Origin of the sequence: Streptosporangium sp. NPDC050855, from assembly GCF_044456585.1 — a bacterium.
Lineage (GTDB): Bacteria > Actinomycetota > Actinomycetes > Streptosporangiales > Streptosporangiaceae > Streptosporangium > Streptosporangium longisporum.
In genome coordinates this window covers 130,499-155,559 of record NZ_JBITFY010000007.1, presented here as the reverse complement: position 1 = coordinate 155,559, position 25,061 = coordinate 130,499, and the positions used below count along the sequence as shown (strand labels likewise).

Sequence of the window (25,061 nt, the reverse complement as noted above, 5' to 3'; positions counted from 1 at the left end):
GCACCATCGCGCCGGGATGGCCCAATCGGCAGAGGCACCCGCTCAAGCTCAGGCTCTCGCTCCAGATTCAGTATTCGCCGCCGGGCGCCGGATCGACCGGGGGCGGGCGAAGATGGTCGAGTGCGGGTTCGAGTCCCGCTGGATGCTCTCCATGCGTCCATAACTTAATGGCAGAGTGCGACATCATCATGAATGACCCGCGCCCTTAAACGCGCCGGTGCCGCGACATGGCGGCACTCCAGGCCCTCGGGGAATGGATACTTCCCCGGGGGCCGCCGCTGTTGCCGGCCCACGCGCCGTCCGCGAACCCGCGCGCCCGTCCGCCGCTCGTGGGCCGTCCGCGGGTCAGTCCTTCTTGCGCTGGCGGATCAGGCCCATGAACCCCGGGCTGGGCTTGAACTTCGCCGTCCAGGTCTCCGCGATCTCCAGCGGCTCGCCGGTCTGCGGGTTGCGCCCGGTGCGGGCGGGCTTGTGCACGATCTCGAAGGCCCCGAAACCCGGGATCGCCACCTTCTCCTCGGCCGCCACGGCCATCTGGATCGTCTCCAGGATCGCATCGAGAGCCGCGGCCGTCTGCCGCCGGGTCAGCCCGGCCTCGGCGGCGGCCTTCTCGATCAGCTCGCGCTTGTTCATAGGGGACAGTTAACGCCATCGGGCCCCCGCCCGGTACAGGGGCGAGGGCGGGCGTCCGCCGGCCTCGATCAGGTGACGGGCGCCCGCCCAGGCTCAGCGTCCGGACTGGGCGGCCAGCCGTTCCGCTTCGGTGTGCAGTGCCTCGACGAGGATGAGCTCCAGGCGGAGCTCCTCGTCGACGAGGCCGATCAGGACATCCATCGAGCCTCCCTGATACACGGACGCCCCGGCTGTCACGGAAGTTGACACGCGCACCGGACAAGACCCGGCCGTGACGCAAACTTGATCGCCGGGATGCGGTCGCCCGCGTGCACGGTGGCCTACGCGGGAACCAGTTCGGCCAGGTCGACGAGCTCTCCCACCTCGCGGATGTTCATGCAGTACGCCACCAGAACCCGCCGCCCGTCGATGCGGCGGGTGACGAGCAGGCAGGGACCGCCGGAGGCGACGATGGCCTCGACCTCGATGCCCTGGGGGCTTCGCCATATACCCATGAGCTCGAGGCTACGGAGCCGGGGGTAAGGGCGAGGTAACCAAACGGGCATATCGTGATGCACAGTGCGAGGCCAGAGATCTATCCCGAGGGCCGGTTGATGATTAATCCAGTCGCCATGGGTAACAGGACGCTGGAATTACCATCATCAGGGAGATAACACCATGGCTTTGCCCAAGCTCACCCCCGAACAGCGTCAGGCCGCCCTGGTCAAGGCCGCCGAGACCCGAACGGCCCGCGCCAAGCTGCTCGCCGAGGTCAAAGCCGGCTCGCTCAGCCTGGAGCAGCTTCTCGGCCGCGAGGACGACATCGCCAAGCGCATCAAGGTGTCGCAGGCGCTGCGCGCCCTGCCCGGCGTCGGCACGGTCAAGGCCGCGCAGCTGATGGCGCAGGCCGACGTGGACGAGGCGCGTCGTCTGGGCGGCCTCGGCGCCCAGCAGCGTCGTAAGCTCATCGAGGCCGTCAGCCGCTGAGATGCCGTCCGCCGTGCCCGCGGCCCCGCTCCCGCCACCAGGCCGGGAGCGGAGCCGCGGGCGGACGGCCCGGAGACCACCGGACACGCGGGCCGCGCACGACGTGGCGGCCCGGGAACCACGTCGGGCACGAGGCCGGGAACGGCCTGACGGTCCGGGAACCGCACCGGACACGCGGGCCGCGAACGGCCTGACGGTCCGGGAACGGCCGAGCCCCGCCACACGGACCGGGGGGACGTCCGCGCGACGGGGCCTTTCGACGACCTGGTCGTCAGGCTCGCCCGGGGAACCGTCCCATGCCCTGGAATCCGTCCTGGCGAGCCCGGTCCGAGAGTCAGTGAGCCTCTGCGAACTGCTCCTCCTCCGTCGACCCCTTCAGGGCCGTGGTGGAGGAATCCGGCGCGATGGCCGTACTGACCAGGTCGAAGTATCCGGTGCCCACCTCGCGCTGGTGACGGGTGGCGGTGTAGCCGCGCGCCTCGGAGGCGAACTCGGCCTCCTGCAGCTCGACGTAGGAGGTCATGCCGTCCTCGGCGTAGCCGCGGGCGAGGGTGAACATCGAGTGGTTCAGCGAGTGGAAACCCGCCAGCGTGATGAACTGGAACTTGTACCCCATGTGGCCGAGCTCGCGCTGGAACTTGGCGATGGTGGAGTCGTCCAGGTGCTTCTTCCAGTTGAACGAGGGCGAGCAGTTGTAGGAGAGCATCTGGTCGGGGTACTCCGCCTTGACGGCCTCGGCGAACTCGCGGGCCACGTCCAGGTCCGGGGTCGAGGTCTCCATCCACAGCAGGTCGGCGTGGGGCGCGTAGGCCAGCCCGCGGGCGATGCAGGCGTCCACGCCGTTGCGCACCCGGTAGAAGCCCTCGGCGGTACGGTCGCCGGTGGTGAAGGCCCGGTCGCGGGGGTCGACGTCGGTGGTCAGCAGCGTCGCGGCCTGAGCGTCGGTCCGCGCGATGACCAGGGTCGGCACGCCCAGCACGTCGGCGGCGAGCCGCGCGGCGCTGAGGGTCTTGATGTGCTGGGAGGTGGGGACGAGCACCTTGCCGCCCAGGTGGCCGCACTTCTTCTCGGAGGCGAGCTGGTCCTCCCAGTGCACCCCGGCCGCACCGGCGACGATCATCCCCTTCATCAGCTCGAAGGCGTTCAGCACGCCGCCGAAGCCCGCCTCGGCGTCGGCCACGATCGGCGCGAGCCAGTGCGGCGCGTCCGCGTCCCCCTCCGACCAGGTGATCTGGTCGGCGCGCAGCAGCGCGTTGTTGATGCGGCGCACCACGGCCGGGACCGAGTTGGCCGGGTACAGGCTCTGGTCGGGGTAGGTCTGCCCGCCCAGGTTGGCGTCGGCGGCGACCTGCCAGCCGGACAGGTAGATGGCCTTGAGCCCGGCCTTGACCTGCTGCACGGCCTGGTTGCCGGTCAGCGCGCCCAGCGCGTGCACGTAGTCCTCGGTGTTCAGCAGGTGCCACAGCCGCTCGGCGCCGAGCCGGGCCAGGGTGTGCTCCTCCTGGACCGAACCCCGTAGCCGGATCACGTCCTCGGCCGTGTAGGTGCGCTCGGTGCCCTTCCAGCGAGGGTCGGTCTCCCACTCGCGCCGCAGCTCGTCTGCGGCTCCCTTGAGGCGATCATTCATCGGTGAACTCCTTTTCGTCCCCTGGGTGCCTTACTCCGAGTGTGTGCTCCGTTCGAACGCGTGAACAGGTGGATATGTCCGAAAAAATTGATATTTTTCTCTCTCTATCAATACCGACTGGTATTCGGGTGAGAAGAAACTCGGAGTTTTCGCTATGGACTAGACCAATCCTGAGGGGGTACCCGGACGCCGGGTGCGAAGGTGGGAAATTTCCGGGGAAATTTCGTTTAGCATCGGGACATGGCATCTTTGGTGGGTGAAGAACCGCTGTCCTTGACGCAGGAGCTCGATCTCATCGCCTTCGGCCAGCGGTTGAGACACCTGCGCAAGCAGCGCGGCCTCACCCTCGCTGACCTGGGCGAACGGGTGAACCGCGCGCCCAGTCAGCTCTCGCTGCTGGAGAACGGCAAGCGCGAGCCCAAGCTCTCGCTGCTGAAGTCGCTGGCCACCGCGCTCAACGTGCCGGTCGAGGAGTTGCTGCGCAGGCAGGCCCCCAACCGGCGGGCCCAGCTGGAGATGGCCCTGGAGGAGGCGCAGCGCGACCCGCTGTACGCCGGACTCGGCCTGGGCAGGCTCAAGCTCTCCGCGCGCGTCCCCAACGACGTGCTCGAACACATCCTGGGCCTGTACGAGGAGCTGCGCTCACGCCAGGCCAGGGGGACCGCCACCCCCGAGGAGGCGCGCGCCGCCAACGCCGAGCTCCGCCGCAAGCAGCGCGAGCAGGGCAACTACTTCGCCGAGATCGAGCAGGCCGCGGCCGAGGCGCTGGCCGCGGTCGGCTACCGCTCCGGAGCGCTCTCGCAGAGCACCGTCCAGGCGCTGGTCGGCCACTTCGGCTACACCGTGCAGACGGTCCAGGACCTGCCGCGTACCGTGCGCTCCATCTCGGACCTGCGCAACCGGCGCATCTACGTCAAGCACGAGCAGGTCGGCATGCACACCCCGCGCACGATCCTGCTGCAGACCCTCGGCCACCTCTCCCTGGGGCACCACAAGCCGCGCGACTTCGCCGACTTCCTGCGCCAGCGGACCGAGGCCAACTACTTCGCCGCCGCCGTCCTGGTGCCCGAGGCCGCCGCCGTCCCGTACCTGCGCGAGGCCAAGAAGGACCGCGCGCTGAGCGTGGAGGACCTGCGCGACGTCTTCGCCGTCTCCTACGAGATGGCCGCGCACCGCTTCACCAACCTGGCCACCCACTTCCTCGACCTGACCTGCCACTTCGTCCGCAACAACGCGGGCGGGATCATCTACAAGGCGTACGAGAACGACGGCATCGTCTTCCCCGCCGACGAGCAGGGCGCGATCGAGGGGCAGCGCATGTGCCTGCACTGGTCCGGGCGCCAGGTCTTCGCGCTGCCCGACCGCTTCTCCGTGCACTACCAGTACTCCGACTCGCCCACCGGCACCTACTTCTGCGTCGCCCACGTGGACCCGTCGCGCGAGCGTGACTTCGCCATCACCCTCGGCGTGCCGTACCGGGAGTCGCGCTGGTTCCGCGGGCGCGAGACCACCAACCGGACCAGGTCGGACTGCCCCAGCGGGGACTGCTGCCGCCGCCCGCCCGCCGAGCTGGCCCAGCGCTGGGAGGGGTACGCCTGGCCCTCGGCCCGCGGCAACTCCCACGTCCTGGCCGCGCTGCCGCCGGGTTCCTTCCCCGGCGTCGACGAGGCCGACGTGTACACCTTCCTGGAGCGCCACGCCGCGGGCTGAGCACGAGGAGGGCACCTGTCGTCCGGTCTCAGCCCGCGGGCGGGGCCGTCCGGTGCAGTCTCAGCGCCGGGTGGCCGTGGAACCGGTAGGCGCCCGCGTCGTCGGGCGACCGGCCGCGCATCGACCGCAGCACCTCGGCGACGGGCTCACCGGCGAAGCAGCGCCGGTAGAACTCGCGCGCCACGCCGTCACCGCCGGCCGGCCAGAGCGGGGCCACGACGGCACAGGCCCCCGCGAGCAGGAAGGACTGCGCGTCCCCCGGCTCCTCCAGGAAGACGAACGGCGCGCCGGGCAGGTCGCGTCCCAGCACCTCCGGCGCGGAGCCTCCGGCCGCGAAGTGGACGATGTCGGCCCCCTGGTCGAGCACGCCCAGGACGTCCCCCAGCGCGGGCGAGACCGGCGTGGCACCGTACTCGGTGACCAGCGGATGCGTCGCGCTCTCGGCGCCCACCACCGCGACGCGGTCGGCGCGGGCGCCCGTGGCCGGAACCGGTTCGGGACGCCTGCCGCCGAGCGGCCAGCGTCCGGTCACCGTCTGGCAGCCGAGAAAGGACGGGACCGACGGGTCGTAGGGGCGGTCCAGCACGGCGAGCTCCCAGGGCACGTGCGGTTCCTGGGAGAGGATCAGCACGCTGGGACGCCGCGGCGCCACCCGGGCGGCCACCGCGTCCAGCAGCTCCCAGAACCCCCACGGCACGCGCGAGCCGACCTCCCTCCCCGCCTCCTCCGAGAGGTGCCCCCGCCCGGTCAGCCGCCGGCCGAACTCCGAGGCCCGCACGCCGAGGTCGCAGGGATCGGCCCGGTCGGGGGTGATGAAGTGCGGCGACCGGTAGGTCCACCAGAGCCGGCCCGGCTCGTCGCCGTGCACGATGACCGCCGTGACGTCCGCGGCCTCTCCCAGCAGGGCCGGGCGGATCCGGGTGCCCGCGACCGGCCCGGGAGCCTCCTGGCCGCCGAGCCGGCCGGGCGAGTCGTGGACCGTGACCGCGCGCACGCCGAACCCGGCCACCTGGCCGCCCACCGAGTAGACGGCCTGGATCTGCCGGGCGACCTCGGGCTCCTCCTGGGCCGGCGCGACCAGGCCGACCGTCGCCCGGGGGTACGGTGACGCCTTGTCGGCGCGCAGCCGCACCCGCCATCCGCCGGGCGCGTCGAACCCCTCGGCGACGATCTGGACCTCCAGCTCCACGGGCTCACCCGGTGCCGTGTCACCGGCCGCCCCCTGGCCCGGGGCGACGCCGACCGACACCTCGACGCCCCAGCCGGCCACCGCCTCGGCGGGCGCCTCGATCAGCGGGACCGCCTCCCACGCCGGTCCCGGCGATCCGGCGGGCGCCTCCTTGCGCCGCCTGCGGAACGCCCCGGCCAGCCGGTCCAGCACCGAGGGGCCCCGGTCCCCGGCCGGTTCCCGGGAAGGGGCGGCCGGCCCTTGCGGCGATCCCTGCGGGGGTCCCTGCTGCGGTCCCTGCGGGAGTCCTTGCGCGGGTCCTTGGGCGGACGATGCGAACGGAACGGGGGAAGCGGACGACGCGCGCGGATCGTGCGGGTCGCCGGACGGCACGGGCGCCTCGAAGGGAACGGGCGACGGGTGCGGGCCGTACGGGTCGTGCGGACGGTGCAGATCGTGCGGACCGTACGGGCCGGACGGGCCGGACGGGGCGTGCGAGCCGTACGGACCGTGCAGGTCGTGCGCACCGGACGGGTCGTGCGGGCCGGGCGGCGCGGGCGTGCCGAACGGCGTGCCCGGCACCGGTGACGACGGTGCCCCGGGCCCCTGCGGTCCCTGCGGCTCCCGGCCCGCCGGCGGCATCGGGAACGAGGCCCCTTCCTGGGGCGGCGGCGCGTACGGCGCCTGACCCGAAAGGGGCGGCGACGCCCAGGGCGAGGAGGCCTCCGCGGGCGGGGCCGCCTGCGGGAACGGGGGGTCCACCGGACGGTCCACCGGGCCGGGACGCACCCAGTCGAAGCTCATCGCGCCGGTGGAGGGCATGCCGTCCCCGCCGCCCTGCCCGGCCCGGTTCCCTCCGGCGGCCTCGCCCTGCTCCGGGAGCCCGTACCCGCCGGAGCCCGTCCCGGTACCCGCGCCGTTCTCACCACCGGGACCCGTCCCCGAGCCCGTGTCACCGAAGCCCGCGCCACCGGAACCCGCGCCACCGGAACCCGTACCACCGGAACCCGCGCCACCGGAACCCGTGTCGCCGGAACCGGGGAGCAGCCAGTCCGGGGTGTAGGAGGCGGTCGAGGGCGCGTCGAGCGCGTCCGATCCGCGCGGGACGGCACCGGAGGGACCGGAGGGACCGGAGGGACCCGTGCCCCCCGGCGCGGGCGGCCCGGTCTCCGCCGCACCCCAGGACGGCGGCGCGAAACCCGTACCGGACCCGGTTCCGGCCGGACGGGAGAGCAGGGGGATCACCTGCTCGGCGGTGAGGCCCCGGTCCAGGCTCAGCAGCGCGGTGAACCGGTCCCAGGCCGGGCCGTACTCGGCGACCAGCAGGATGACCGCGTCGGCCAGCCGCTCGGGAGGCCGGCTCCCCGCCTCGGCCAGCAGCGGATCCAGCCGCTCGCGGAGCCCACCGGCGGCACCGCCCATCAGGCTGTCGAGCTCGTCACGGACGGTACGCGCCGCCCGCATCACGACCACCGGGTTCATGCCGTCCCCCCTCGTTCCGGACTGGACCGATCTTCCCACCTGTGCGGCGGGGGTGGGAGCCCGGTACCTCCGCCGAATCGAGCCACATAGGGTGATACCCCTAGGAGTCGAGGTGATGGGAAGGATCGGTCGTGCTGCCTGAGGTCGAGGCATGGCTACGCGGGCGCACCTCATCCTCGGGTGATCGGTCGCTCCCGGAGCTGCTGGAGGCCAAGGGGGGGACGACCGTCAGCGTGGTGCTGCCCGCCCGCGACGAGGAGGAGACGGTCGGGGGGATCGTCGCCGCGATCCGGCGCGACCTCATGGAGGCCGCCCCGCTCGTCGACGAGCTGGTGGTCATCGACTCCCGTTCCGTCGACGACACCGCAGGACGGGCCGCGCGGGCCGGGGCCAGGGTGATCGCCCAGGACGAGATCCTGCCCGACCTCAAGCCGCTGGACGGCAAGGGCGAGGCCCTGTGGAAGTCCCTCGCCGCCACCTCCGGGGACCTGCTGGTCTTCGTCGACGCCGACCTGCTGGAGTTCCGGACCTCCTTCGTGACCGGCCTGCTCGGCCCGCTGCTCACCGACCCCTCGGTCGTCTACGTCAAGGGCTGCTACGACCGGCCCCTGCAGAACGTGCAGAGCGGGGGCGGCCGGGTCACCGAGCTGGTCGCGCGCCCGCTGATCAACCTGCACTGGCCGCTGCTGGCCGGGTTCGTGCAACCGCTGGCGGGGGAGTACGCCGGGCGCAGGTCCGTGCTGGAGGCGGTGCCGTTCGTCACCGGGTACGGGGTGGAGCTCGCCCTGCTGATCGACCTGCTGGACCTGGCCGGGCTGGACGCCCTCGCCCAGGTCGATCTGGGCCGCAGGGTGCACTCCCACCAGTCGACCGAGGCGCTCGGCGGGATGGCCGCCCAGATCCTGCAGACCTCCTGGTCGCGCTTGGAACGCCAGAACATGATGATCTCCCTGCACCGGCTCTCGACCGGCCTGGTCCAGTTCCGCCGGAGCGCGCACGGCCACCAGGTGAACGTCCGGGACGTGGCGGTCGCCGAGCGCCCGCCCATGATCACGATCCCCGGCTACCGGCCGTCCCGCTGACCCGCTCGTCCCGCCTGTCCTGCCGTCCCGCCTGTCTTGTCCGCCCGGCCGTCCTGCCGGGGCCCGGCCTCCCGCTGGCCCGCCCGTCCTGTCGGCCCGGCCGTCCCGCTGACCCACTGGCCCGCCTGTCCTGTCGGCCCGGCCGTCCCCGCGGAGGACCACCCCGTCCGGCACCGGTGGACCACCCGGGAAACCGGACAACATATCCGCTTCCCGGCACACGGGACGCCTTGGGCATCGGTAAAGTACCGGTGTTACCGGTGGTAACGCACGTCGAGGAGGAGCGGACGATGAGCGAGAGCGGCTTCTGCCCGGAGCTGAGCGACGACGTGCGCGAGGTACGCGACTGGGTGCACGACTTCGCCCGTTCGGTCGTCCGTCCGGCCGGTGCCGAGTGGGACGAGCGCGAGGAGACCCCCTGGCCCGTCATCGAGGAGGCCGCGCGGATCGGGCTCTACTCCCTCGACTTCTTCGCCCAGCAGTGGTTCGAGCCGAGCGGGCTCGGCCTGGCCGTCGCCTTCGAGGAGCTCTTCTGGGGGGACGCGGGCATCGGCCTGTCCATCACCGGAACCGGCCTGGCCGCCGCCGCCCTGTCGGCCAACGGCACCCCCGAGCAGCTGGGGGAGTGGCTCCCGCAGATGTTCGGCACCCCCGGTGACGTCAAGCTGGGGGCGTTCTGCGCCTCCGAGCCCGACGCCGGCTCCGACATCGGCGCCATCCGCACCCGGGCCGTCCGCTCGGGCGGCGACTGGGTCCTGAACGGCGTGAAGACCTGGGCCACCAACGGCGGCATCGCCGACGTCCACGTCATCGTCGCCTCCGTCGACCCCGCGCTGGGCACCCGCGGCCAGGCGTCCTTCGTCGTGCCGCCCGGCACCCCCGGCCTGTCGATGGGGCAGAAGTTCAAGAAGCACGGCATCCGCGCCTCGCACACCGCCGAGGTGGTCCTGGACGACGTCCGCCTGCCGTCCTCGTGCCTGCTCGGCGGCGAGGAGAAGCTGGAGGCCAGGCTCGCCCGCGTCCGCGCCGGTGAGCGGGCCGGGGAGCAGGGCGCGCTGCGGACCTTCGAGACCACCCGCCCCTCGGTGGCGGCCATGGCCGTCGGCATCGCCCGCGCCGCGTACGAGTACGCCCGCGACTACGCGCGCGAGCGCGAGCAGTTCGGCCGCAAGATCGGCGAGAACCAGGCCATCGCCTTCATGCTGGCCGACATGGCCACCCGGGTGGACATCGCCCGCCTGATGACCTGGCGCGCCGCCTGGATGGCCCGCAACGACCGCGCCTTCGGCCAGGCCGAGGGGTCGATGTCCAAGCTGGTCGCGGGCGAGACCGCGGTCTGGGTCACCGACCGCGCCATCCAGATCCTCGGCGGCGCCGGCTACACCCGCGAGCACCCGGTCGAACGCTTCCACCGCGACGCCAAGATCTACACCATCTTCGAGGGCACGAGCGAGATCCAGCGCCTGATCATCGGCCGCGCGGTCACCGGGCTGCCGGTGCGGTGATGTTTCCGCACTTCATGCGGAATGCTGTGGCCACCAGGTTTGATTGGACTTTAATGTGGAATCGACCTGATTGGAAGTAAATAGGTCATGCGTCTGCTTCGCTTGATCCTTTATGTAAGTGAAATCGGATTCATGGGGCGTACAATGGATTCTGATTAGATCATGCCGTTCAATCAAAGGCCGCTTGAAATGGGCGGGATTGCTTTGTCTTCAGATCGCCGGCGACCTGTGTGGGCAGAGCCGCCGCAGCACTCTCGCTCCCGGTGAGGCATTGCCGTCGATCGCGCAGCTCGGTCGGCATTTCAACTGCTCCGCTGACATGGTCAAGATGGCGGCCGACGTCCTTCGTCGTGAGGGACTGGTCGTCAGACGGCAGGGCAAAAGCGTGTTCGTCCGTAAAGATGTCGTGGTCCCGGCTCTGCCGACCGACGAGCTCGCGGGGTCGTGCGCCACCGTGCAGGACCTGTCGGAGTGGCTTGCCCGGGTCGAGGCGCTCTCACCGGGCGCCGCCGGCTCGGCTGGCCGGGGCGTCGTCCCTGTCCTGACGTTCGCGAGCCCCCTCCACGGCCTCCCTCGTTTCCTCCGGGGTGTACGCGGGGTAACTTATGCGGCTCCCTGTCATTGGTGGCCTCACCTCCGACGGTGCAAACTGCTCCACCGCCGTTTCCGCTGCGCTTTGTCTCGCTTCGCTTGCCAGGTCCTTGAGCGAGTCGGACTTCTTGGCGGCTTCTGAAAAACCTATGATGAGATGAAAAATCATCCGGCGGGCTAGCCGCCTCGCTTGGACTGAGACTGCTCCGTAGGCGAACCCGGGCGACATTATCAGCTTGAACAGCTTCCCGGGGCGGTCGTTGATCAGCGCGACGTGTTCCTCGGCGCGGATCTCCGCACGCTGCGACTTCCCGTATCGGAGTCGCACCGACCAGATGACGATCTTCCTGGCTGCCCAGGGAGAAATGTCGCAGGTTTCGTTGATCAGCAATCCGATGACGATGCCGATGATGATTTCTCCCGTACTCACCGGCCGCCGCCGATGAGCAGGGCGCGTACCCGGTCGAGCCGGAGGAATTCGAACACTGGCTTGATCTGGAACGTGGGTGGCCGTCGTTCGGCGAGCAGTGTGCGGGCCTCGGGAACGCGGGCGCCGATCAGCTGGTAGAGGCGGCGGCGTGGCCGGTTCTCCGCGGCCGGGGCCTCTTCCCACTCCCCGGTGATCCATCCTGCGTCTTCGAGTCGGTCGAGCACGTTGTAGACGGTCGGGCCGGAGCGCTTGACCTCCTTCATGATCGCCCAGCCGTGGATCGGTGTGTCCTCCTGGTGGGCGCGGAGCAGCACCTCCAGGACGTCCAGCGTCGGCTGGGTGACGCGTTTGATCTCTGCCATGCTCTTATCTCACCTATTCAAAATAAGAGCGGGCGTCCCTCGTCGCTCCGATCTGCGACCTCTCGGGTCGCTCATCGGCCGGAGCGTGATCCGGGGGCATCGCCCATGCCGAGCCGGACGCAGGCCGACACCAGGAGCGGACCGGGGCTCACTCCTCGCGTCCTCTGCGCAACAGCTCCTCGTCGCAGACCGAGCCGAGCAACGAGGCCGCGGCGGACACTTCGGCGACCTGCTCGGGGCTCATCTCCGCCAGGACCTCGCGGGTCTTTTCCAGGTCCCCCCGGTAGGCCCACCCCATCGCACCTTGGACCGCGAGGACATGGCCGGCCTGCGCTGACGCCTTGGCGAACTGGGCCATCCCCTCCTCGAACTGTCGGCTGATCTTCTCCCAGTCCGGTTGCCGGCTCGCGTCGTCGTTCATCACCCCTCCGATCATGCCGCCCTGCGGCGCCGATCCATCCACATCCTCCACCCGCATCGCACCCGGACGTCCCGTGCCGTCATCGGCCCCCGGGCCTGCCGCACGGGTGGTGGGCGGATCTCCTACGGGCAGATGCGCCGGAGGGCGTCTCGTGCGAGGTCGCGCTGGCGCCGGTCCTCGTCGAAGGCGCGCCAGCCGCCGTGGTCGGTGAGCCGCCGGTCGAGGGCCAGTGCCGCCCGCAGGACCGGGATCGCCGCGGCGGCGGGCGGGCCGATCTCGGCGAGGTAGCGGGTCGCGGTCCGCATGACCGGCAGGGCCCTGCCCTCGGCGAGCGGTTCGACGACCCGGGTCAGCACCCGGACCGCGTCACGCTCGTCCCCGGTGATCCGCCAGAGGGCGTGGACGGCCTCCACCCGCTTGCGGTCGTCGGTGGAGACCGATGTCTCGTGGAGGGCGTCCTGATGGCGGGCGGCCGGAGGGCCGAGGTCGGCGATCCGCCGTATCGCCCGGTGGTCCAGCGTCGCCCACGGCACCTGGCCGAACACGTCCAGTACGGGGCCGGTGTCGCCGGTGACCCGCCAGAGCGCCCAGGCGATCTCGACGCGTTCGTCGTTCCACAGCGGGCGCCCACCGGGACCCGATCCGTCGTGCCGGAGGAGGTCGAGCAGAGACTCCACGGCCGGGGCGGCGTCCGGGCCGATGACGCCGAGCGCGGTCGCGGCCCATCGGCGGGAGCCGATCCGCAGCACGCGGATCAACTCGGGTACGGCGGGGGTCGCGGCGGGACCCCATCGGGCCAGCGTCCGCGTCAGGGGGATCTGCACCTCGCTGGACCAGGTCTTCGACAGGATGGCGCGAATGGCGGGGAGTAGTTCCTGGGACCATCCGTCCAGCGGGATGAGCAGCTCGTCGAGGCCCGGAGGGTCGATCCCGTACGAGGACTCGTCGTAGCGGACGCCGTCCGTCGGCCACCTCGGCCACGAGCCGGTGAGCCGGTCGAGCAGGCCGGCCTGGGCGCGCCGGTCACCCGCCCAGGACAGGCCCCACAACGCCAGGTCGCCGATGTGCCGGTCCATCCGGCCGGGCGGCGGCGGTGCCGGGTGGCCGAGGAGGCCGGCCAGCCGGTCGAGGTGCGCGGGCGCCGATCCACCGGCCACGACCAGATGGACGGCGAAGGCACGGACGACCTCGGAAGGGTCGTCCATGTACCCGGCCAGCAGCGGGCCGATCTCCGTCAGGGCGGACCGCCGGCCGCTCACGACGCGGGCGGCGGCCTTGATGCCCCCTGTCCGGTACTCCGGGTCGGGGTGGGCGAGCATCGTGAAGGCGAACCGGACACGCGCCATGACGTCGTCGGCGAGTTCGCGGTCCACCCAGCAGATCGTCGAGTCGGGTGCGGCCTGAACCCAGGGGCTGCACTCCCAGGAGGAGACGTCCTCCAGAGCGATGGCGTCGATGACGGTGCCGGGGTCGGAGACCGTCCAGCCGCCGCTGAACGTCGCGGCCAGCCGTATCCGGGGGTCCGGGTCGTCCCGCAGCGCGGCGAGCCATCCGGACGGTTCGTACTCGGTCAGCCGGGCCACCGTGAGCACCAGGTTCCGGCGCGTCGCCGGATCCGTTTCGGCGGGAAAACGGGTGAGAAGCGCGGGAAGCACCGCATCGGCGCGCGGGCCCGCGTAGGCCAGGGCGTACGCGGTCGCCCGCCGTACCTCGACGTCCTCGTCGTCGAGCAGCCGGACGAGTTCGAGTACGGCCGCCGCCCACGCCGGGGACCAGGCCGGATCGAGGAGGTGCCGGCCGCCGCAGAGCTCGGCCTCGCACGCGTTCTCCGCCAGGCTCATGACGATCCGAGCCCGTACCGTGACGTCCGGGTCCGTGGCCAGGTCGACGAGGAACGGTGTGGCCGCCGCCGAGGCCGTGCAGATCCGGTCACCCGTGTGGAACAGCAGACTGCTCAGGTCCTCCAGGGCCTCGGACGCCTCGTGCGCCCGGGTGAGGGCGCGCAGCAGGGCGGGCACGTCGGAGGCGGTCCCCTCGTTGTGCCGCAGGTCGTGCCACGGGATCTGGTCGAGGCCCTCCATCACGGCCGGGTACGGGCGGCCGCGGTGAGGTCGCCCCGCCCCGGTCGCGGGAGCGGGACGCTGTGCGTCTCGCAGCAGATCCGCGCCGACTCGCGCAGGTCCCCGAGCAGGTGCCGCCCGGCGTGGCCGTCGAGGAGCACCTGCAGCCGCAGGCCGAGGTCGTCGATCGCGCACGGTCGCGTCGACCCGGTGCAGGTAGGCGTGATCATGCGGGAAGCCTAGGGGCCGGGACTTGACGGCCGCTTGAATCGGGGAGGTCAGGGCGCGGGCACGCGGGTCCGCCGGACGGCGTCGGCGACCGCCGCGGCACCGGCGGGGCCGAGCGTGATCGTGTAGTGGTTGACGCCCTCCACCGTGGTCTCGGCGGTGCCGGGCAGCCACTCGGCGGCCCTGCCAGGGGAGTACAGGGGGGCGCCGGGTTCGTCGAGCATGCCCCGGGCCGCGCGCAGGAACACCACGGGCACCGGAAGGGGCCGCGGGCGCACGCCGGGCAGCGCGTACACCTCGGGGGCGTCGGCGAGCGCGGCCTCGATGCGGCACGCCGCCACGAACCGCCCTCCCGTACCCGCCGCGTCACGGCCGGGCGGGGAGGCGTCCGTCACCTCGACCAGGTCGTAGTCGGCGTAGGCCGCGCACGCCTCGGTCCAGTCGGCGAACGCCGGGTGCGCGCGCCACAGGTCACGGTACTCGGCGCGGCTCGCGAAGGTCCGCCGCAGGCGCGCCAGCACCGGTCCCGTGGTGCGCTCGATCGCCTCGGGCACGTCGCCCGCGCCGGGAGGCAGGGGCAGGGGCGCGCCGCCGTCCACCAGGACCAGCCGCTCGACCAGTCCCGGGTGGCGCCGGGCGACCTCGGCCACCACGAACCCGCCCATCGAGTGCCCGGCCAGCACGGCGGGCCCGCCCCCGTAATGGACGATCACCCGGGCCAGGTCCTCGGCGTGCGCCGCCATGCCGTACGGCGCGGGCAGGTCCCTGCTGCCTCCCCGGCCGCGCAGGTCCACCGCGACGAAGCGGTGGTCGCGTCCCAGATCCGGGCCGATCAGCGTCCAGGCCAGGTGCGAGGAGGTGATGCCGTGGGCGGCCACGACCAGGGGTCCCCGCTCCCCCCACACGCCGACCCGGAGATGACCGCCCCGGACGGGGACGTCCTCTCGCCGGTGGCCCGGCTCCTGTCCGTGGTCCGGCACCGGCTACCGTCCCGCCGTGCCGCTCGCGGCACCGCTCTGGACGCCCTCCACGACGCGGCGCAGCACGCCGGCGAAGTCGGAGGCGCGTTCGATGTGCGGGCTGTGTCCCACCCCGGTGTAGACGATCTCCTCGTAGGAGCCCCCGGCCTCGGCGTACCGCTCCAGGACCTCCCGGGTCTGGGCGATCATCGGCTGCGGCGGGCAGCGCTCCTCACCCGGCCAGCCGGGCACCAGGCCGAGGCTGCCGAGGTTGGCCAGGTCGAACAGCGACGCGTCCGAGACGATCACGTCGCCGTCGCCGCGCACCCAGGTCACCGCGGGTTTGGCCGGGACCGCGACCAGGTCGTCGGCGACGTTGAACCAGCGCGGGGCCATGGCGTTGAGCACGCCGCGCCTGCCGGGGGCGGCGCCGGGCCACTCCTCGGAGGCGACCGCGTCACCGGGGTAGTTGCCCTCGCCGGTCGCGGTGGACAGCACGGTGTCCAGCAGCATCTCCTCGTCCGCGCCGAGGCTCGCCGGGTCGGCCACGTAACAGGTCCGCAGGATCGTCCGGGGACTGGCCGGGGCGTCGGCGGTACGGTCACCGGCCGCCAGGCGTGCCACGAAGTCGGGGTTCGCCGCGCCCGCCCCGCCCACACCCAGGCCGTACGGTGACAGCGGCGCCTCCAGCACCAGCGCCGCGACCCGCTCTGGGGCGTCGATCAGCAGGTGCATCGCCACGCCGCACCCCATCGAGTGCCCGACCACCACCGGGCGCGTGCCCGCGGGGAAGACCTCCTCGGCGTCCAGCAGCGCGATCAGGTCGTCGGAGAAGTCGCGCAGCCCCCGGGTGGCGTCGACGGGGGCCGTCTCGGTCTCACCGTATCCGCGCAGGTCCGGGGCGACGATGCGCCAGTGCTCGGGCAGCAGCCGTACCAGCGGCTCCCAGAACGCCCCCGAGGAGCAGTTGCCGTGGACGAGCAACACGGGCGGGCCGTCGATCGGTCCGCGGACCAGCAGGTTCTGCCGGAGGCCACGCGCGGTGAGTTTCATGCAAGGCATCCTGGCAGGTGCGTTTCACCGGGCAATGTGACCGGACGCCACCTTTTCCACCGAACATATGTCGGTCGGAAGGGCATCCGGCGACGGGAACGGTGCCGCCCTCCCCGACGATCATGTCGTGGACGGCGAAGGACCGGCGCGGTGCCCTTCGGCCGCGAGACCGTGGTCCCCGTCCGCCGCGAGACCGTGGTTCCCGTCCGCTGCAAGACTGCGTTCCCCGTCCATCGCGTGACCGTGTTCCCCGTCCAGCAGCGGGGCCAGCGCCTCGCGCAGGTCCGCGACCTCGCGATAGAGCACGCCGGTCATGCCGAGCGCGCGGGCGGCCTCGACGTTCTCCCGGCGGTCGTCCACGAACAGGCACCGCGCGGCGGCCGCACCCGCCCGCTCCGCCGCGATCTCGTAGATCCGCCGCTCGGGCTTGACCGCCCCGACCCGGGCACTGCTGACGACCTCGTCGAAGGCGTACGCCAGGCCCAGTGCCCGGAGGTCCTCCTCCAGCTGGACCGTCGCGTTGGTCACCAGCACCACCGGCACCCGTGCCTGGACCCGGCGCAGCAGGCCGAGGATCTCCTCGTCGAGGTGGGCGCCGGCCTCGGTGAACGCCCGTCCCAGCGCCGCGGCCCGCTCGCCGTCACCGAGCAGGCGCTCCAGCTCGGTGACGATCGAGGCCGTCCACTCGTCGACGGTGATCTTCCCTCGGCTGACGGGATCCAGCAGCCCGGGCGCCAGCGCGATCCCCAGCGTGGTGCCCTCGGCCAGGCCGCAGGCACGTTCGAGGTCGTTCACCGCACCGGTGTCGTGGTGACGGATCACGCCGTCGAAGTCGCACAGCACCGCGTCGTAGGACGGTTCCACCGATCCTCCCGTTCATCTCGTTCGTCTTGTTCATCCGGTTCGTCGGCACGCCGGGGCGCGGCGGGGAGCGCGTGCCCGTACGCGATCACCGGAGCCTCCCGCGGCCGATGGTGTCGTCCCGGTGAGGACCGGTTCGTCCGTCGACGATAATCGGCGGATGATCGATGAGGACGTGCGGGCCGAACTCGCCGGGTGGATCCGGGTGGCCGTCGCGCTCGGCACCCTCGACCACCGGGGGATGGTCGCCGAGGCCCTGGAGAACCGGGAGGAGGAAGAGGACCCGCACGCCGTCGCCGAGCTCGCCGGCCGGTTCGCCGACGAGGAGCTCGCCCGCCACCTGCGGGAGCAGCGGACCTGGCCCGCCGTCACCGACTGCGACCGGCTGGCCGCCGCGTTCCGTGACCTCGACCTGACCGGGATCGTGGCACGGGAGGACCACACCTGCTGCCAGACCTGCGGGGTGGCGGAGATCGGGGCGGAGGTGCGCGCCCAGGAGGGCGCCCGCGGCTACGTCTTCTACCACCGGCAGGACGCCGAGCACGCCGCACGGGGAGGCGATCTGTTCCTGGCCTTCGGCGGCACCGACGCGGCCGGCACCACGACGGTCGGGCACGACGCCGTCGCCGTCCTGCGTCGTCACGGCCTGGAGGCCGACTGGAGCGGCGACGCCGGGAAGCGGATCCGCCTCCCGATCGTCTGGCGGCGCCGTCGCCGGGGCCGCCTGGCCGCACACCTCGGCGGGTCCTCCTCCCCTGACACGCGCGTGAGGGTGCGGCCGCTGGACGCGTGGCCCGGCGGGCCGTACCCGATGACCGGAGAACCGGCCGAGGTCGCGCTCCTGCCGCTGGCCCGCTTCGAGTTGCCCTGGCTGCCGACAGGGGTACGGCTGCTGCTGTCGGACGATCACGGGAACGAGCTGACGCTGCACCGGGACTGGGACCGGCTCCGGGGGGTCCTGCGCACCGCCGACGGCACGGTGACGGCCGTCGACGTTCCCCGGGAACGGGCGTCGCGAGCCCTGACGGCCCTGGCTGTGTTTCCTGTGTTTCCTGTGTTTCCTGTGTTTCCGGCGGGGGAGCGGCCGGCCGCCGACCCCGCCGACCCCGCCGACCCCGCCGACCCCGCCGACCCCGCCGACCTCGTGGCCGAGGAGGTCGTGGAGGCCGTGGAGGCCGTGGACCTGGAGGTCACCTTCCACCGCCACGGCGGCCGTGACGACGAGGCGCCGGTGCCGATGACGGTCGAGGAGTGCCGCGACCTGCTGGTACGGCTGCCGCCTCGCACCGAGAACTTCGCCGTCTTCAAGGCCCGCTCGGGGGTGATCGTCCAGTTCGCCTGGGAGGAGGGGCCACGGCTGTGGGCGGAGTCCCCGGACGTGGCCGCGCGGTGCTCGCGGGGACGGTTCGTCTCCCTGGCCGAGGCAGGAGAGATGATCACGATCCTGGCGCGGGAGGGCCGGTCCGGGCTGGAGGAGCTGGGCGGGCTGGAGACCGTACGGTGGTCGTGACGCTGGTCGTGACGGTGGTCACGGACGGCCGGCGGGGTGCCGTGCCGGTGACGCCCGCTCGCCCGTATCCTCGTCACGGCCCGGCTCCGGCCCGGCGACCTGACCGGCGACCTGACCGGGGACCTTCGGGGCAGGCGCTCCATGGGGGTCATGTCCCGGTGGACGGGACCCGGTCGAGCGTGATCCCGAAGTGCTCCAGGTAGGCGGGAAGGAGCTCGCCCTCCTCGAGGACGCGTTCGGTGCGCTCGCCGTGCGCGGTGCGGATCAACTTGCGGCCGCTGATGGTGGTCCGGCCCTCGGCGGTACGGATCGAGCAGACCGGTGACCGGGTGAAGTGCGACTCCGGAGAGGTCGTCTGCCACCAGCAGGTCGGCACGAAGTCCACCAGCTCGTACGGCCGCGCGGTCAGCCGGTAGCCCTGCTCGCCCCGGTGCGTGACGTCGAGGTCACCGTGCTCACCGGCGGCCCCGGGCGCGGGCGCGATCCGGAACGTCCCGCCGCCGTCCTCCTGCTCGGCGCGCTCGTCGAGCCGCAGCGGCTCGTCGGCGAAATCACCGAAACCGACGTCGACGAGCCACGGTTCGTCGAGATCGACGCGGAGCGCCAGATGATCGAACAGCGGACCCGGCGTGCGGCCGTTGAAGACCCTGGCGGCCAGCAGCGTCACCCGGTAGCCGAGCGCGGTCAGCAACTCGGCGAGCAACCCGTTCAGCTCATAACAGAAGCCACCGCGACGACGATCGACGATCTTGTCGAACAGCGCGCCGGACTCGAGCGGGACCGGCTCGCCGAGATGGATGCTCAGGTTCTCGAACGGCACCGTCCTCAGGTGCGCGAGCTGCAGGGCACGCAGGCCCTGGGCGTCCGGCTCCGCGGGCCGGGTCGCGCCGATTCTCTCCAGATAGCGGGTGATGTGCGACTCGTCCATGAGGCAAGCAAACCACGCACCGCGCGGGCCGGTGCCCGTCGAACCCCTGCCGGACGGGCGGCCTCCTCCCGGCGTACCGTACCGGTCCGCCGATCCCCGGCCCCCGGCCCCCGGAGCCCGGCCCTCGGTCATGGGCCGCCGTTCACCGGGCCCGTTCACCGGGCCCGTTCGCCGGACGGCCCGGCGGCGGCTACCTCCGGCGTCCGATAGCGTCGAGCGCATGCGGCTTCATGTGGGGTGCGCGATGTGGACGCACAAACCCTGGCAGGGACGCCTCCTGCCCCATCCGCTTCCCCCGGAGGAGCGCCTGCGCGCCTACGCGACCTGGTGCAACGCGGTGGAGGGCAACACGACCTTCTACGCGTCCCCGTCCAGGAGCACGGTGGAGTCGTGGGCGCGGCAGACCGATCCTGACTTCCGGCTCGTGGCCAAGCTGCCCAAGACGATCACGCACGGGCGTCGTCTCACCGGGGCCGAGGAGGAGCTCCGGTCGTTCCTGGAGGCGATCGAGCCGCTCGGGCCGCGGGCCCACGCCCTGTGGGTGCAGCTTCCGGGCTCCTTCGGCCCGGCCGATCTCGGCGTCCTCGCGGCCTTCCTCCGCGGGCTTCCCGGCTCGTACCGGTACGCCGTCGAGGTACGTCATCCCGCGTTCTTCGAGGACGCCAGGGCCGAAGGGCTTCTGGAGAGGGTGCTCTCCGGGGCCGGGGCCGAGTGGGTCCCGTTCGACACCACCGTGCTGTTCCGGAATCCTCCGGCGAGCGACGCCGAGCGGGAGGCGTGGGCGAGGAAACCGCGCATGCCCCGCCGCTCCCGCGCGCTCACCGACCGGCCGATCGTCCGCTACCTCGGCCGGGACGACACGGAGAGCACGGTCGAGGGCTGGCAGGGCTGGGTCGACACGGTCGCCGGGTGGCTGCGCGAGGGCCGTTCGCCGACGATGTTCGTCCACACTCCCGGCAACGCCGACGCCCTCACGCTCGCCCGCCGTTTCCACGACGAGGTGAGGGCCCGCCTGCCGGAGCTGGAGCCGCTGCCCGAACCGCTGTCCGAGCCGTTGCCGGACGAGCCGCTGACCCTCTTCTGACCGGCGGGCCCGCCGCTCCCGGTGGTTCCTCACGGGACCCTGCAGGCCCCGGCGGGGGTGCGGCGCGGTGCCCGGCGTGCGGGCCGTGTACGGGCGGCCGTCCGTGTATCCACCCCGCCGGTGTCCTGTCGGTGGCGTCCGGCATGGTGGTGCCCCGTGACTCACTTCGTCTACCGCACCCACTACGAGGGCCCGCTCGGCAAGCGCGTCCGTCGTCTCCCCGACGCCACGGTGCTCGACTGGTTCCGCCGGGGCTGGCGTACCGTCGTGGACGACCCCGCCGGGGACGCCCGCGCCTGGGTCGCCGCCGAGCTGGGAGGCGACGTCTACGGCCTCCCCACGATCTTCGAGGACGCCCGCGAGCACCACCTCCCGGCCCCGCGTTCCTGGCGCGACCTCGCCGGCATGCTGCCCGAGCACCTGTACCACGAGGGCGACCTGCTGGTCGACGAGCACAGCGTGCGGGTCCACACCGACGACGACGAGGTGGAACTGCCCTACTTCTTCTTCGACGACACCCTTGCCGCCCGGCACCCGGAGCGGGTGGCCTACCTGCTGCACGACGGCTGGCCGCTGCCCGACGACACCCGTGAGGGCGGCGGGACGGGCGCGGGCACCACCCGCGGTCCGGACGCGGGCACCGCCGGTGGGTCCGGCGCGGGCGCCTCGCACGGGCCGGACGCGGTCGCCACCCACGCGGTCCTGCTGACCTTCTACGACAGCGAGAGCATCTGCTGGCAGCCCCCGTTCTCCTTCCCGGGCGTCAGGCTGCCCGCGCTGGCGGCGCACCTGCGCGCCACGACCGAGGACCTCGAGGAGTGGCCGCACGAGCTGCTCGTCCTGCGGGCGCTGGTGGCGCCCGAGGACGACGACCTCGGCCCGGCGCTGCGCCGGTGCAACCACTGGCCGTCGTACGACGGGGAGCTTCCGCCCGAGCTGCTCGGCGAGCACGCGGAGGCCCACGCGTTCGCGCTCGGCCGGCTGGAGGAGAGCGCGTCCGGCGGCGACCTCGGCCGCGGCCGCGACCCCTCCAGGACGCTGCTGGAGTGCGGCGCGCACCTGGCGCAGATGTCCATCCACCTGGACGGTCACTTCGGCCACCAGCAGTGGTTCGTCTTCGACGACGTGTGGGCCGGCCGGCACCGGGATCTCGCGGCCTCGCTGCTGCGCTACGCCACCGACTGGGACCCGTTCGGCCCCGAGGAGGACTGACCGGCCGGGCGGCGGACGGGCGGCGGACGGGCGGCGGACGGGCGGCGGACGGGCGGCGCGTGATCACGCGCCGTACCGGCCCGGAGGTCCCGGTGGGCGACGGATTTCCAACGCGTTCCAAAATCTCGGTCTGCCGGGCGTCCACATCCCCCACACTCTTCCAACCCCGGGTAAGGACCTGGGGTTTTTTGGTTCTATACCGGCTTTGCGGCGATATCAACCCATTGACCTTCCAACACATACGGGTGTAGATAAAGCTGAAACAACACGGAAACGGCGGTGAATCAACAGCATGTACGCCGAGGAACGGCAGCAGGAGATCCTGCGCCGGGCGCGGACGGTCGGCCGGGTGGACGTGGTGACGCTGGCGGAGGAGTTCGCCGTCACCACCGAGACCATCCGCCGCGACCTGACCGCGCTGGAGCGCTCCGGGGTGCTGCGGCGCGTGCACGGCGGTGCGATACCGGTCGAGCGGCTGGGGTTCGAGCCCGAGCTGGCCGCCCGCGACGAGGTGATGACCGGCGAGAAGGAGCGCATCGCCAAGGCCGCCCTGGCCGAGCTCCCCGAGGACGGCGCGATCATCATCGACGCCGGGTCGACGACCGGCAGGCTGGTCCAGGCACTGCCGATCGACCGGGAGCTGACCGTGATCGTGAACTCCCCGCCGCTGGCCACGGTGCTGGCCACCCGCGCCAACCTGACAGTGATCATGCTGGGCGGGCGGGTGCGCGGCCGGACCCTGGCCACCGTCGACGACTGGGCGCTGCGGCCCCTGGCCGACCTGCACGTGGACGTGGCCTTCATGGCGGCCAACGGGTGCTCGGTGGCCAAGGGCCTGACCACGCCCGACCCGGCCGAGGCCGCCATCAAGCGGGCGATGATCCGCGCCGCGCAGCGCTGCGTGCTGCTCGCCGACCACACCAAGTTCGCCAACACCTACCTGGCGCGCTTCGCCGCGATCCAGGAGATCGACGTGGTGATCAGCGACACGGGCCTGGACACCGGGATCGCGGCCGAGCTGGCCGCGGCCGGGGCGGAGGTGGTCCGGGCGTGATCGTCACCCTCACCCTCAACCCCAGCCTGGACCGTACGATCGAGATCGGCTCGCTGACCCGCGGGGCCGTCATCCGTGCCGCCGCCGCCCACCTGGACCCGGGCGGCAAGGGCGTCAACGTCTCGCGGGCGCTGCTGGCCAACCGGATCCGTTCCTGCGCGGTCGTCCCGTTCGGCGGCGACGAGGGGCGGAGGCTGGTGAGCCTGCTCTCGATCGAGGGCATCGACATGATCACCGTGCCGGTCTCCGGGTCCACCCGCTCCAACGTCTCCCTGGCCGAGCCCGACGGCACGGTCACCAAGATCAACGAGCCGGGTACCGCCCTGTCCCCGGCCGAGCTCGACACCATCGCCGAGGCCGTGCTCGGCGCGGCCAGCTCCGCGGACTGGGTGGTCGCCTCCGGCAGCCTCCCGCCCCAGGTGCCCAGCGACGTCTACGCGCGCCTGTGCCACCGCTTCGCCGGCGCGGGCATCAACGTCGCGGTCGACACCAGCGGCCCCGCGCTCGTCTCGGCGCTCGCCGGGGCACCGGCGCTGGTCAAGCCGAACCGGGAGGAGCTGGGAGAGGCCACCGGGATGGTGATCGCCTCCCTGGGCGACGCCGTCGCCGCCGCCCGGAACCTGCGGGCGCGCGGGGCGGGCACCGTCCTGGCCAGCCTCGGCGCCGACGGCGCGATCCTCCTGCAGGACGACCAGGTCTGGTACGGCGAGTGCCCGGTCGCCGAGCCGCGCAGCACCGTGGGGGCCGGCGACGCCATGCTCGCCGGGTTCCTGGCCGCCGGGGCACGGGGCGAGGCCGCCCTGGTCGAGGCGCTGGCCTGGGCGACCGCCGCGGTCGGGCTGCCGGGGAGCCGGATGCCGTCACCGCACCACATACGACGCGACGAGGTCCGCGTCACCAGAGCCGACCCCGCCCTGCCGCTGCGGTCCGGGGGCTGACGGCGGCGCGGTACCACCTCCCAGGCCGGCTCAGCCCCGGCCACCCCGGAAGGAGCAGCACAATGAGCACCGACTACACCCCGACCGTCACAGGGACGGGGATGAAGGCGACCATCCAGCGGTTCGGCGGGTACCTGGCCGGAATGATCATGCCGAACATCGGCGCGTTCATCGCCTGGGGCCTGATCACCGCACTGTTCATCCCCACCGGCTGGCTGCCCAACAAGGAGTTCGCCGCCCTGGTCGACCCGATCATCAAGTCGCTGCTGCCCATCCTGATCGGCTACACCGGCGGCCGGATGGTGCACGGCCAGCGCGGCGCCGTGGTGGGCGCCGTCGCGACCATGGGCGTGGTCGTCGGGGCCGAGATGCCGATGTTCCTCGGCGCGATGGTCATGGGCCCGCTGGCGGCCTTCGTCCTCAAGCTGGTCGACGGCTTCACCGTCGAGCGGACCAGGGCCGGGTTCGAGATGCTGGTGGACAACTTCACCGCCGGCATCGTCGGCGGCGCCATGGCCCTGCTGGGCCTCAAGGCCATCGGCCCGGTGGTCACCGAGATCACCGGCGCCGCGAGCACCGCGGTCGCCTGGCTGATCGGCCACAACCTGCTGCCACTGGCCTCGATACTGATCGAACCCGCCAAGGTCCTGTTCCTGAACAACGCCATCAACCACGGCGTGCTCGGGCCGCTGGGCGTGGCGCAGGCGGCCGAGCAGGGCAAGTCGATCCTGTTCATGCTGGAGTCCAACCCCGGACCCGGGCTCGGCCTGCTCCTGGCCTACCTGTTCTTCGGCCCTCGCCAGCTCCGCCCCAGCACCCCCGCCGCGATCATCATCCAGTTCTTCGGCGGCATCCACGAGATCTACTTCCCGTACGTGCTCATGAAGCCCCGCCTGATCCTCGCGGTCATCGCGGGCGGCGCCACCGGCGTCATGATCTTCATCCTTACCGGGTCCGGGCTGGTGGCCACGCCGGCGCCCGGCAGCATCTTCGCCTACCTCGCGGTGACGCCCAGGGGCGGGTGGGTCGGCGTCCTCGCCGGCGTCCTGGCCGCGACCCTCGTCTCCTTCGCCGTGGCGTCGGCGCTCCTCGGCTTCGGCCGGGGCGAGAGGGACGAGGTCGGGGAGAACCCCGGCGAGAGCCCCGGACAGACCCGCGCAGAGCCCGAAACCGCACCCGTCGTCAAGGAGGCCTGAC

Annotated in this window: 23 protein-coding genes and 1 pseudogene; 11 read left to right on the top strand and 13 right to left on the bottom strand. The window is 72.3% G+C overall.

Annotation, left to right across the window (positions count from 1 at the left end):
- Positions 1–345: 345 nt before the first annotated feature.
- Entirely contained in the window at positions 346–633 is a 288-nt protein-coding gene (locus tag ACIBCT_RS16410) for an HU family DNA-binding protein (RefSeq protein ID WP_344905801.1), read from the bottom strand.
- Between the two features lie 320 nt (positions 634–953).
- Complete coding sequence (locus tag ACIBCT_RS16405; RefSeq protein ID WP_344905798.1) at positions 954–1,127, bottom strand: hypothetical protein; 174 nt, start codon at positions 1,125–1,127, stop codon at positions 954–956.
- Positions 1,128–1,290: 163 nt separating this feature from the next.
- On the opposite strand from ACIBCT_RS16405, the gene mihF reads away from it, so the two are divergent.
- The gene (gene mihF / locus ACIBCT_RS16400) at positions 1,291–1,599 is read left to right on the top strand and encodes an integration host factor, actinobacterial type (protein WP_344905794.1); all 309 of its coding nucleotides are present in this window, start codon (positions 1,291–1,293) and stop codon (positions 1,597–1,599) included.
- A gap of 334 nt (positions 1,600–1,933) precedes the next feature.
- Here the strand turns inward: mihF and aceA are convergent, their stop codons facing one another.
- On the bottom strand, positions 1,934–3,226 hold the full coding sequence (gene aceA / locus ACIBCT_RS16395) for an isocitrate lyase (protein ID WP_399189169.1): 1,293 nt from the start codon (positions 3,224–3,226) through the stop codon (positions 1,934–1,936).
- A gap of 240 nt (positions 3,227–3,466) precedes the next feature.
- Between aceA and ACIBCT_RS16390 the strand changes: the two genes are divergently transcribed.
- Positions 3,467–4,936, top strand: coding sequence for a helix-turn-helix domain-containing protein (locus tag ACIBCT_RS16390; protein ID WP_399189167.1), 1,470 nt, complete (start codon positions 3,467–3,469; stop codon positions 4,934–4,936).
- Between the two features lie 28 nt (positions 4,937–4,964).
- Here the strand turns inward: ACIBCT_RS16390 and ACIBCT_RS16385 are convergent, their stop codons facing one another.
- Positions 4,965–7,586 (bottom strand): hypothetical protein, encoded by a 2,622-nt coding sequence (locus tag ACIBCT_RS16385; RefSeq protein WP_399189165.1) that lies wholly within the window; start codon positions 7,584–7,586, stop codon positions 4,965–4,967.
- A 131-nt stretch (positions 7,587–7,717) separates the two neighbouring features.
- Between ACIBCT_RS16385 and ACIBCT_RS16380 the strand changes: the two genes are divergently transcribed.
- From ACIBCT_RS16380 to ACIBCT_RS16370, 3 genes and pseudogenes are all read left to right on the top strand, one after another.
- Complete coding sequence (locus ACIBCT_RS16380) at positions 7,718–8,668, top strand: glucosyl-3-phosphoglycerate synthase (protein WP_399189163.1); 951 nt, start codon at positions 7,718–7,720, stop codon at positions 8,666–8,668.
- A 290-nt stretch (positions 8,669–8,958) separates the two neighbouring features.
- Positions 8,959–10,173, top strand: a complete 1,215-nt coding sequence (locus tag ACIBCT_RS16375) for an acyl-CoA dehydrogenase family protein (RefSeq protein WP_399189161.1) — start codon at positions 8,959–8,961, stop codon at positions 10,171–10,173.
- Between the two features lie 118 nt (positions 10,174–10,291).
- Positions 10,292–10,555: pseudogene (locus ACIBCT_RS16370) on the top strand (GntR family transcriptional regulator); the annotation flags it as partial.
- Between the two features lie 114 nt (positions 10,556–10,669).
- Here the strand turns inward: ACIBCT_RS16370 and ACIBCT_RS16365 are convergent.
- From ACIBCT_RS16365 to ACIBCT_RS16330, 8 genes are all read right to left on the bottom strand, one after another.
- Complete coding sequence (locus tag ACIBCT_RS16365) at positions 10,670–11,155, bottom strand: hypothetical protein (protein ID WP_399189447.1); 486 nt, start codon at positions 11,153–11,155, stop codon at positions 10,670–10,672.
- A 35-nt stretch (positions 11,156–11,190) separates the two neighbouring features.
- The gene (locus tag ACIBCT_RS16360; protein WP_399189159.1) at positions 11,191–11,556 is read right to left on the bottom strand and encodes a PadR family transcriptional regulator; all 366 of its coding nucleotides are present in this window, start codon (positions 11,554–11,556) and stop codon (positions 11,191–11,193) included.
- A 148-nt stretch (positions 11,557–11,704) separates the two neighbouring features.
- The gene (locus tag ACIBCT_RS16355) at positions 11,705–12,028 is read right to left on the bottom strand and encodes a hypothetical protein (protein WP_399189157.1); all 324 of its coding nucleotides are present in this window, start codon (positions 12,026–12,028) and stop codon (positions 11,705–11,707) included.
- A gap of 71 nt (positions 12,029–12,099) precedes the next feature.
- Positions 12,100–14,058: a HEAT repeat domain-containing protein gene (locus ACIBCT_RS16350; protein WP_399189155.1), complete on the bottom strand. Its 1,959-nt coding sequence runs from the start codon at positions 14,056–14,058 to the stop codon at positions 12,100–12,102.
- Positions 14,058–14,267 (bottom strand): hypothetical protein, encoded by a 210-nt coding sequence (locus ACIBCT_RS16345; protein ID WP_399189153.1) that lies wholly within the window; start codon positions 14,265–14,267, stop codon positions 14,058–14,060. Before ACIBCT_RS16345 ends, ACIBCT_RS16350 begins: the two co-directional genes overlap by 1 nt.
- A 48-nt stretch (positions 14,268–14,315) precedes the next feature.
- Positions 14,316–15,245: an alpha/beta hydrolase gene (locus tag ACIBCT_RS16340; RefSeq protein WP_399189151.1), complete on the bottom strand. Its 930-nt coding sequence runs from the start codon at positions 15,243–15,245 to the stop codon at positions 14,316–14,318.
- 3 nt (positions 15,246–15,248) lie between these two features.
- On the bottom strand, positions 15,249–16,277 hold the full coding sequence (locus ACIBCT_RS16335) for an alpha/beta fold hydrolase (RefSeq protein WP_399189149.1): 1,029 nt from the start codon (positions 16,275–16,277) through the stop codon (positions 15,249–15,251).
- Positions 16,278–16,397: 120 nt separating this feature from the next.
- The gene (locus ACIBCT_RS16330; protein ID WP_399189147.1) at positions 16,398–17,141 is read right to left on the bottom strand and encodes an HAD-IA family hydrolase; all 744 of its coding nucleotides are present in this window, start codon (positions 17,139–17,141) and stop codon (positions 16,398–16,400) included.
- 157 nt (positions 17,142–17,298) lie between these two features.
- Here ACIBCT_RS16330 and ACIBCT_RS16325 point away from each other — a divergent pair, with 157 nt between their 5' ends.
- Positions 17,299–18,648 (top strand): DUF6891 domain-containing protein, encoded by a 1,350-nt coding sequence (locus ACIBCT_RS16325; RefSeq protein WP_399189144.1) that lies wholly within the window; start codon positions 17,299–17,301, stop codon positions 18,646–18,648.
- 148 nt (positions 18,649–18,796) lie between these two features.
- Here ACIBCT_RS16325 and ACIBCT_RS16320 read toward each other — a convergent pair whose 3' ends face one another.
- Positions 18,797–19,576, bottom strand: a complete 780-nt coding sequence (locus ACIBCT_RS16320; protein ID WP_399189142.1) for an arylamine N-acetyltransferase — start codon at positions 19,574–19,576, stop codon at positions 18,797–18,799.
- Between the two features lie 220 nt (positions 19,577–19,796).
- On the opposite strand from ACIBCT_RS16320, the gene ACIBCT_RS16315 reads away from it, so the two are divergent.
- From ACIBCT_RS16315 to mtlA, 5 genes are all read left to right on the top strand, one after another.
- The gene (locus tag ACIBCT_RS16315; RefSeq protein ID WP_399189140.1) at positions 19,797–20,660 is read left to right on the top strand and encodes a DUF72 domain-containing protein; all 864 of its coding nucleotides are present in this window, start codon (positions 19,797–19,799) and stop codon (positions 20,658–20,660) included.
- A 156-nt stretch (positions 20,661–20,816) separates the two neighbouring features.
- Positions 20,817–21,872 (top strand): hypothetical protein, encoded by a 1,056-nt coding sequence (locus ACIBCT_RS16310; RefSeq protein WP_399189138.1) that lies wholly within the window; start codon positions 20,817–20,819, stop codon positions 21,870–21,872.
- A gap of 292 nt (positions 21,873–22,164) precedes the next feature.
- Entirely contained in the window at positions 22,165–22,926 is a 762-nt protein-coding gene (locus tag ACIBCT_RS16305; RefSeq protein ID WP_399189136.1) for a DeoR/GlpR family DNA-binding transcription regulator, read from the top strand.
- Complete coding sequence (gene pfkB, locus ACIBCT_RS16300) at positions 22,923–23,864, top strand: 1-phosphofructokinase (RefSeq protein WP_399189134.1); 942 nt, start codon at positions 22,923–22,925, stop codon at positions 23,862–23,864. Before ACIBCT_RS16305 ends, pfkB begins: the two co-directional genes overlap by 4 nt.
- Positions 23,865–23,926: 62 nt before the next feature.
- Complete coding sequence (gene mtlA, locus ACIBCT_RS16295) at positions 23,927–25,060, top strand: mannitol-specific PTS transporter subunit IIC (RefSeq protein ID WP_399189131.1); 1,134 nt, start codon at positions 23,927–23,929, stop codon at positions 25,058–25,060.
- Position 25,061: the final 1 nt, after the last annotated feature.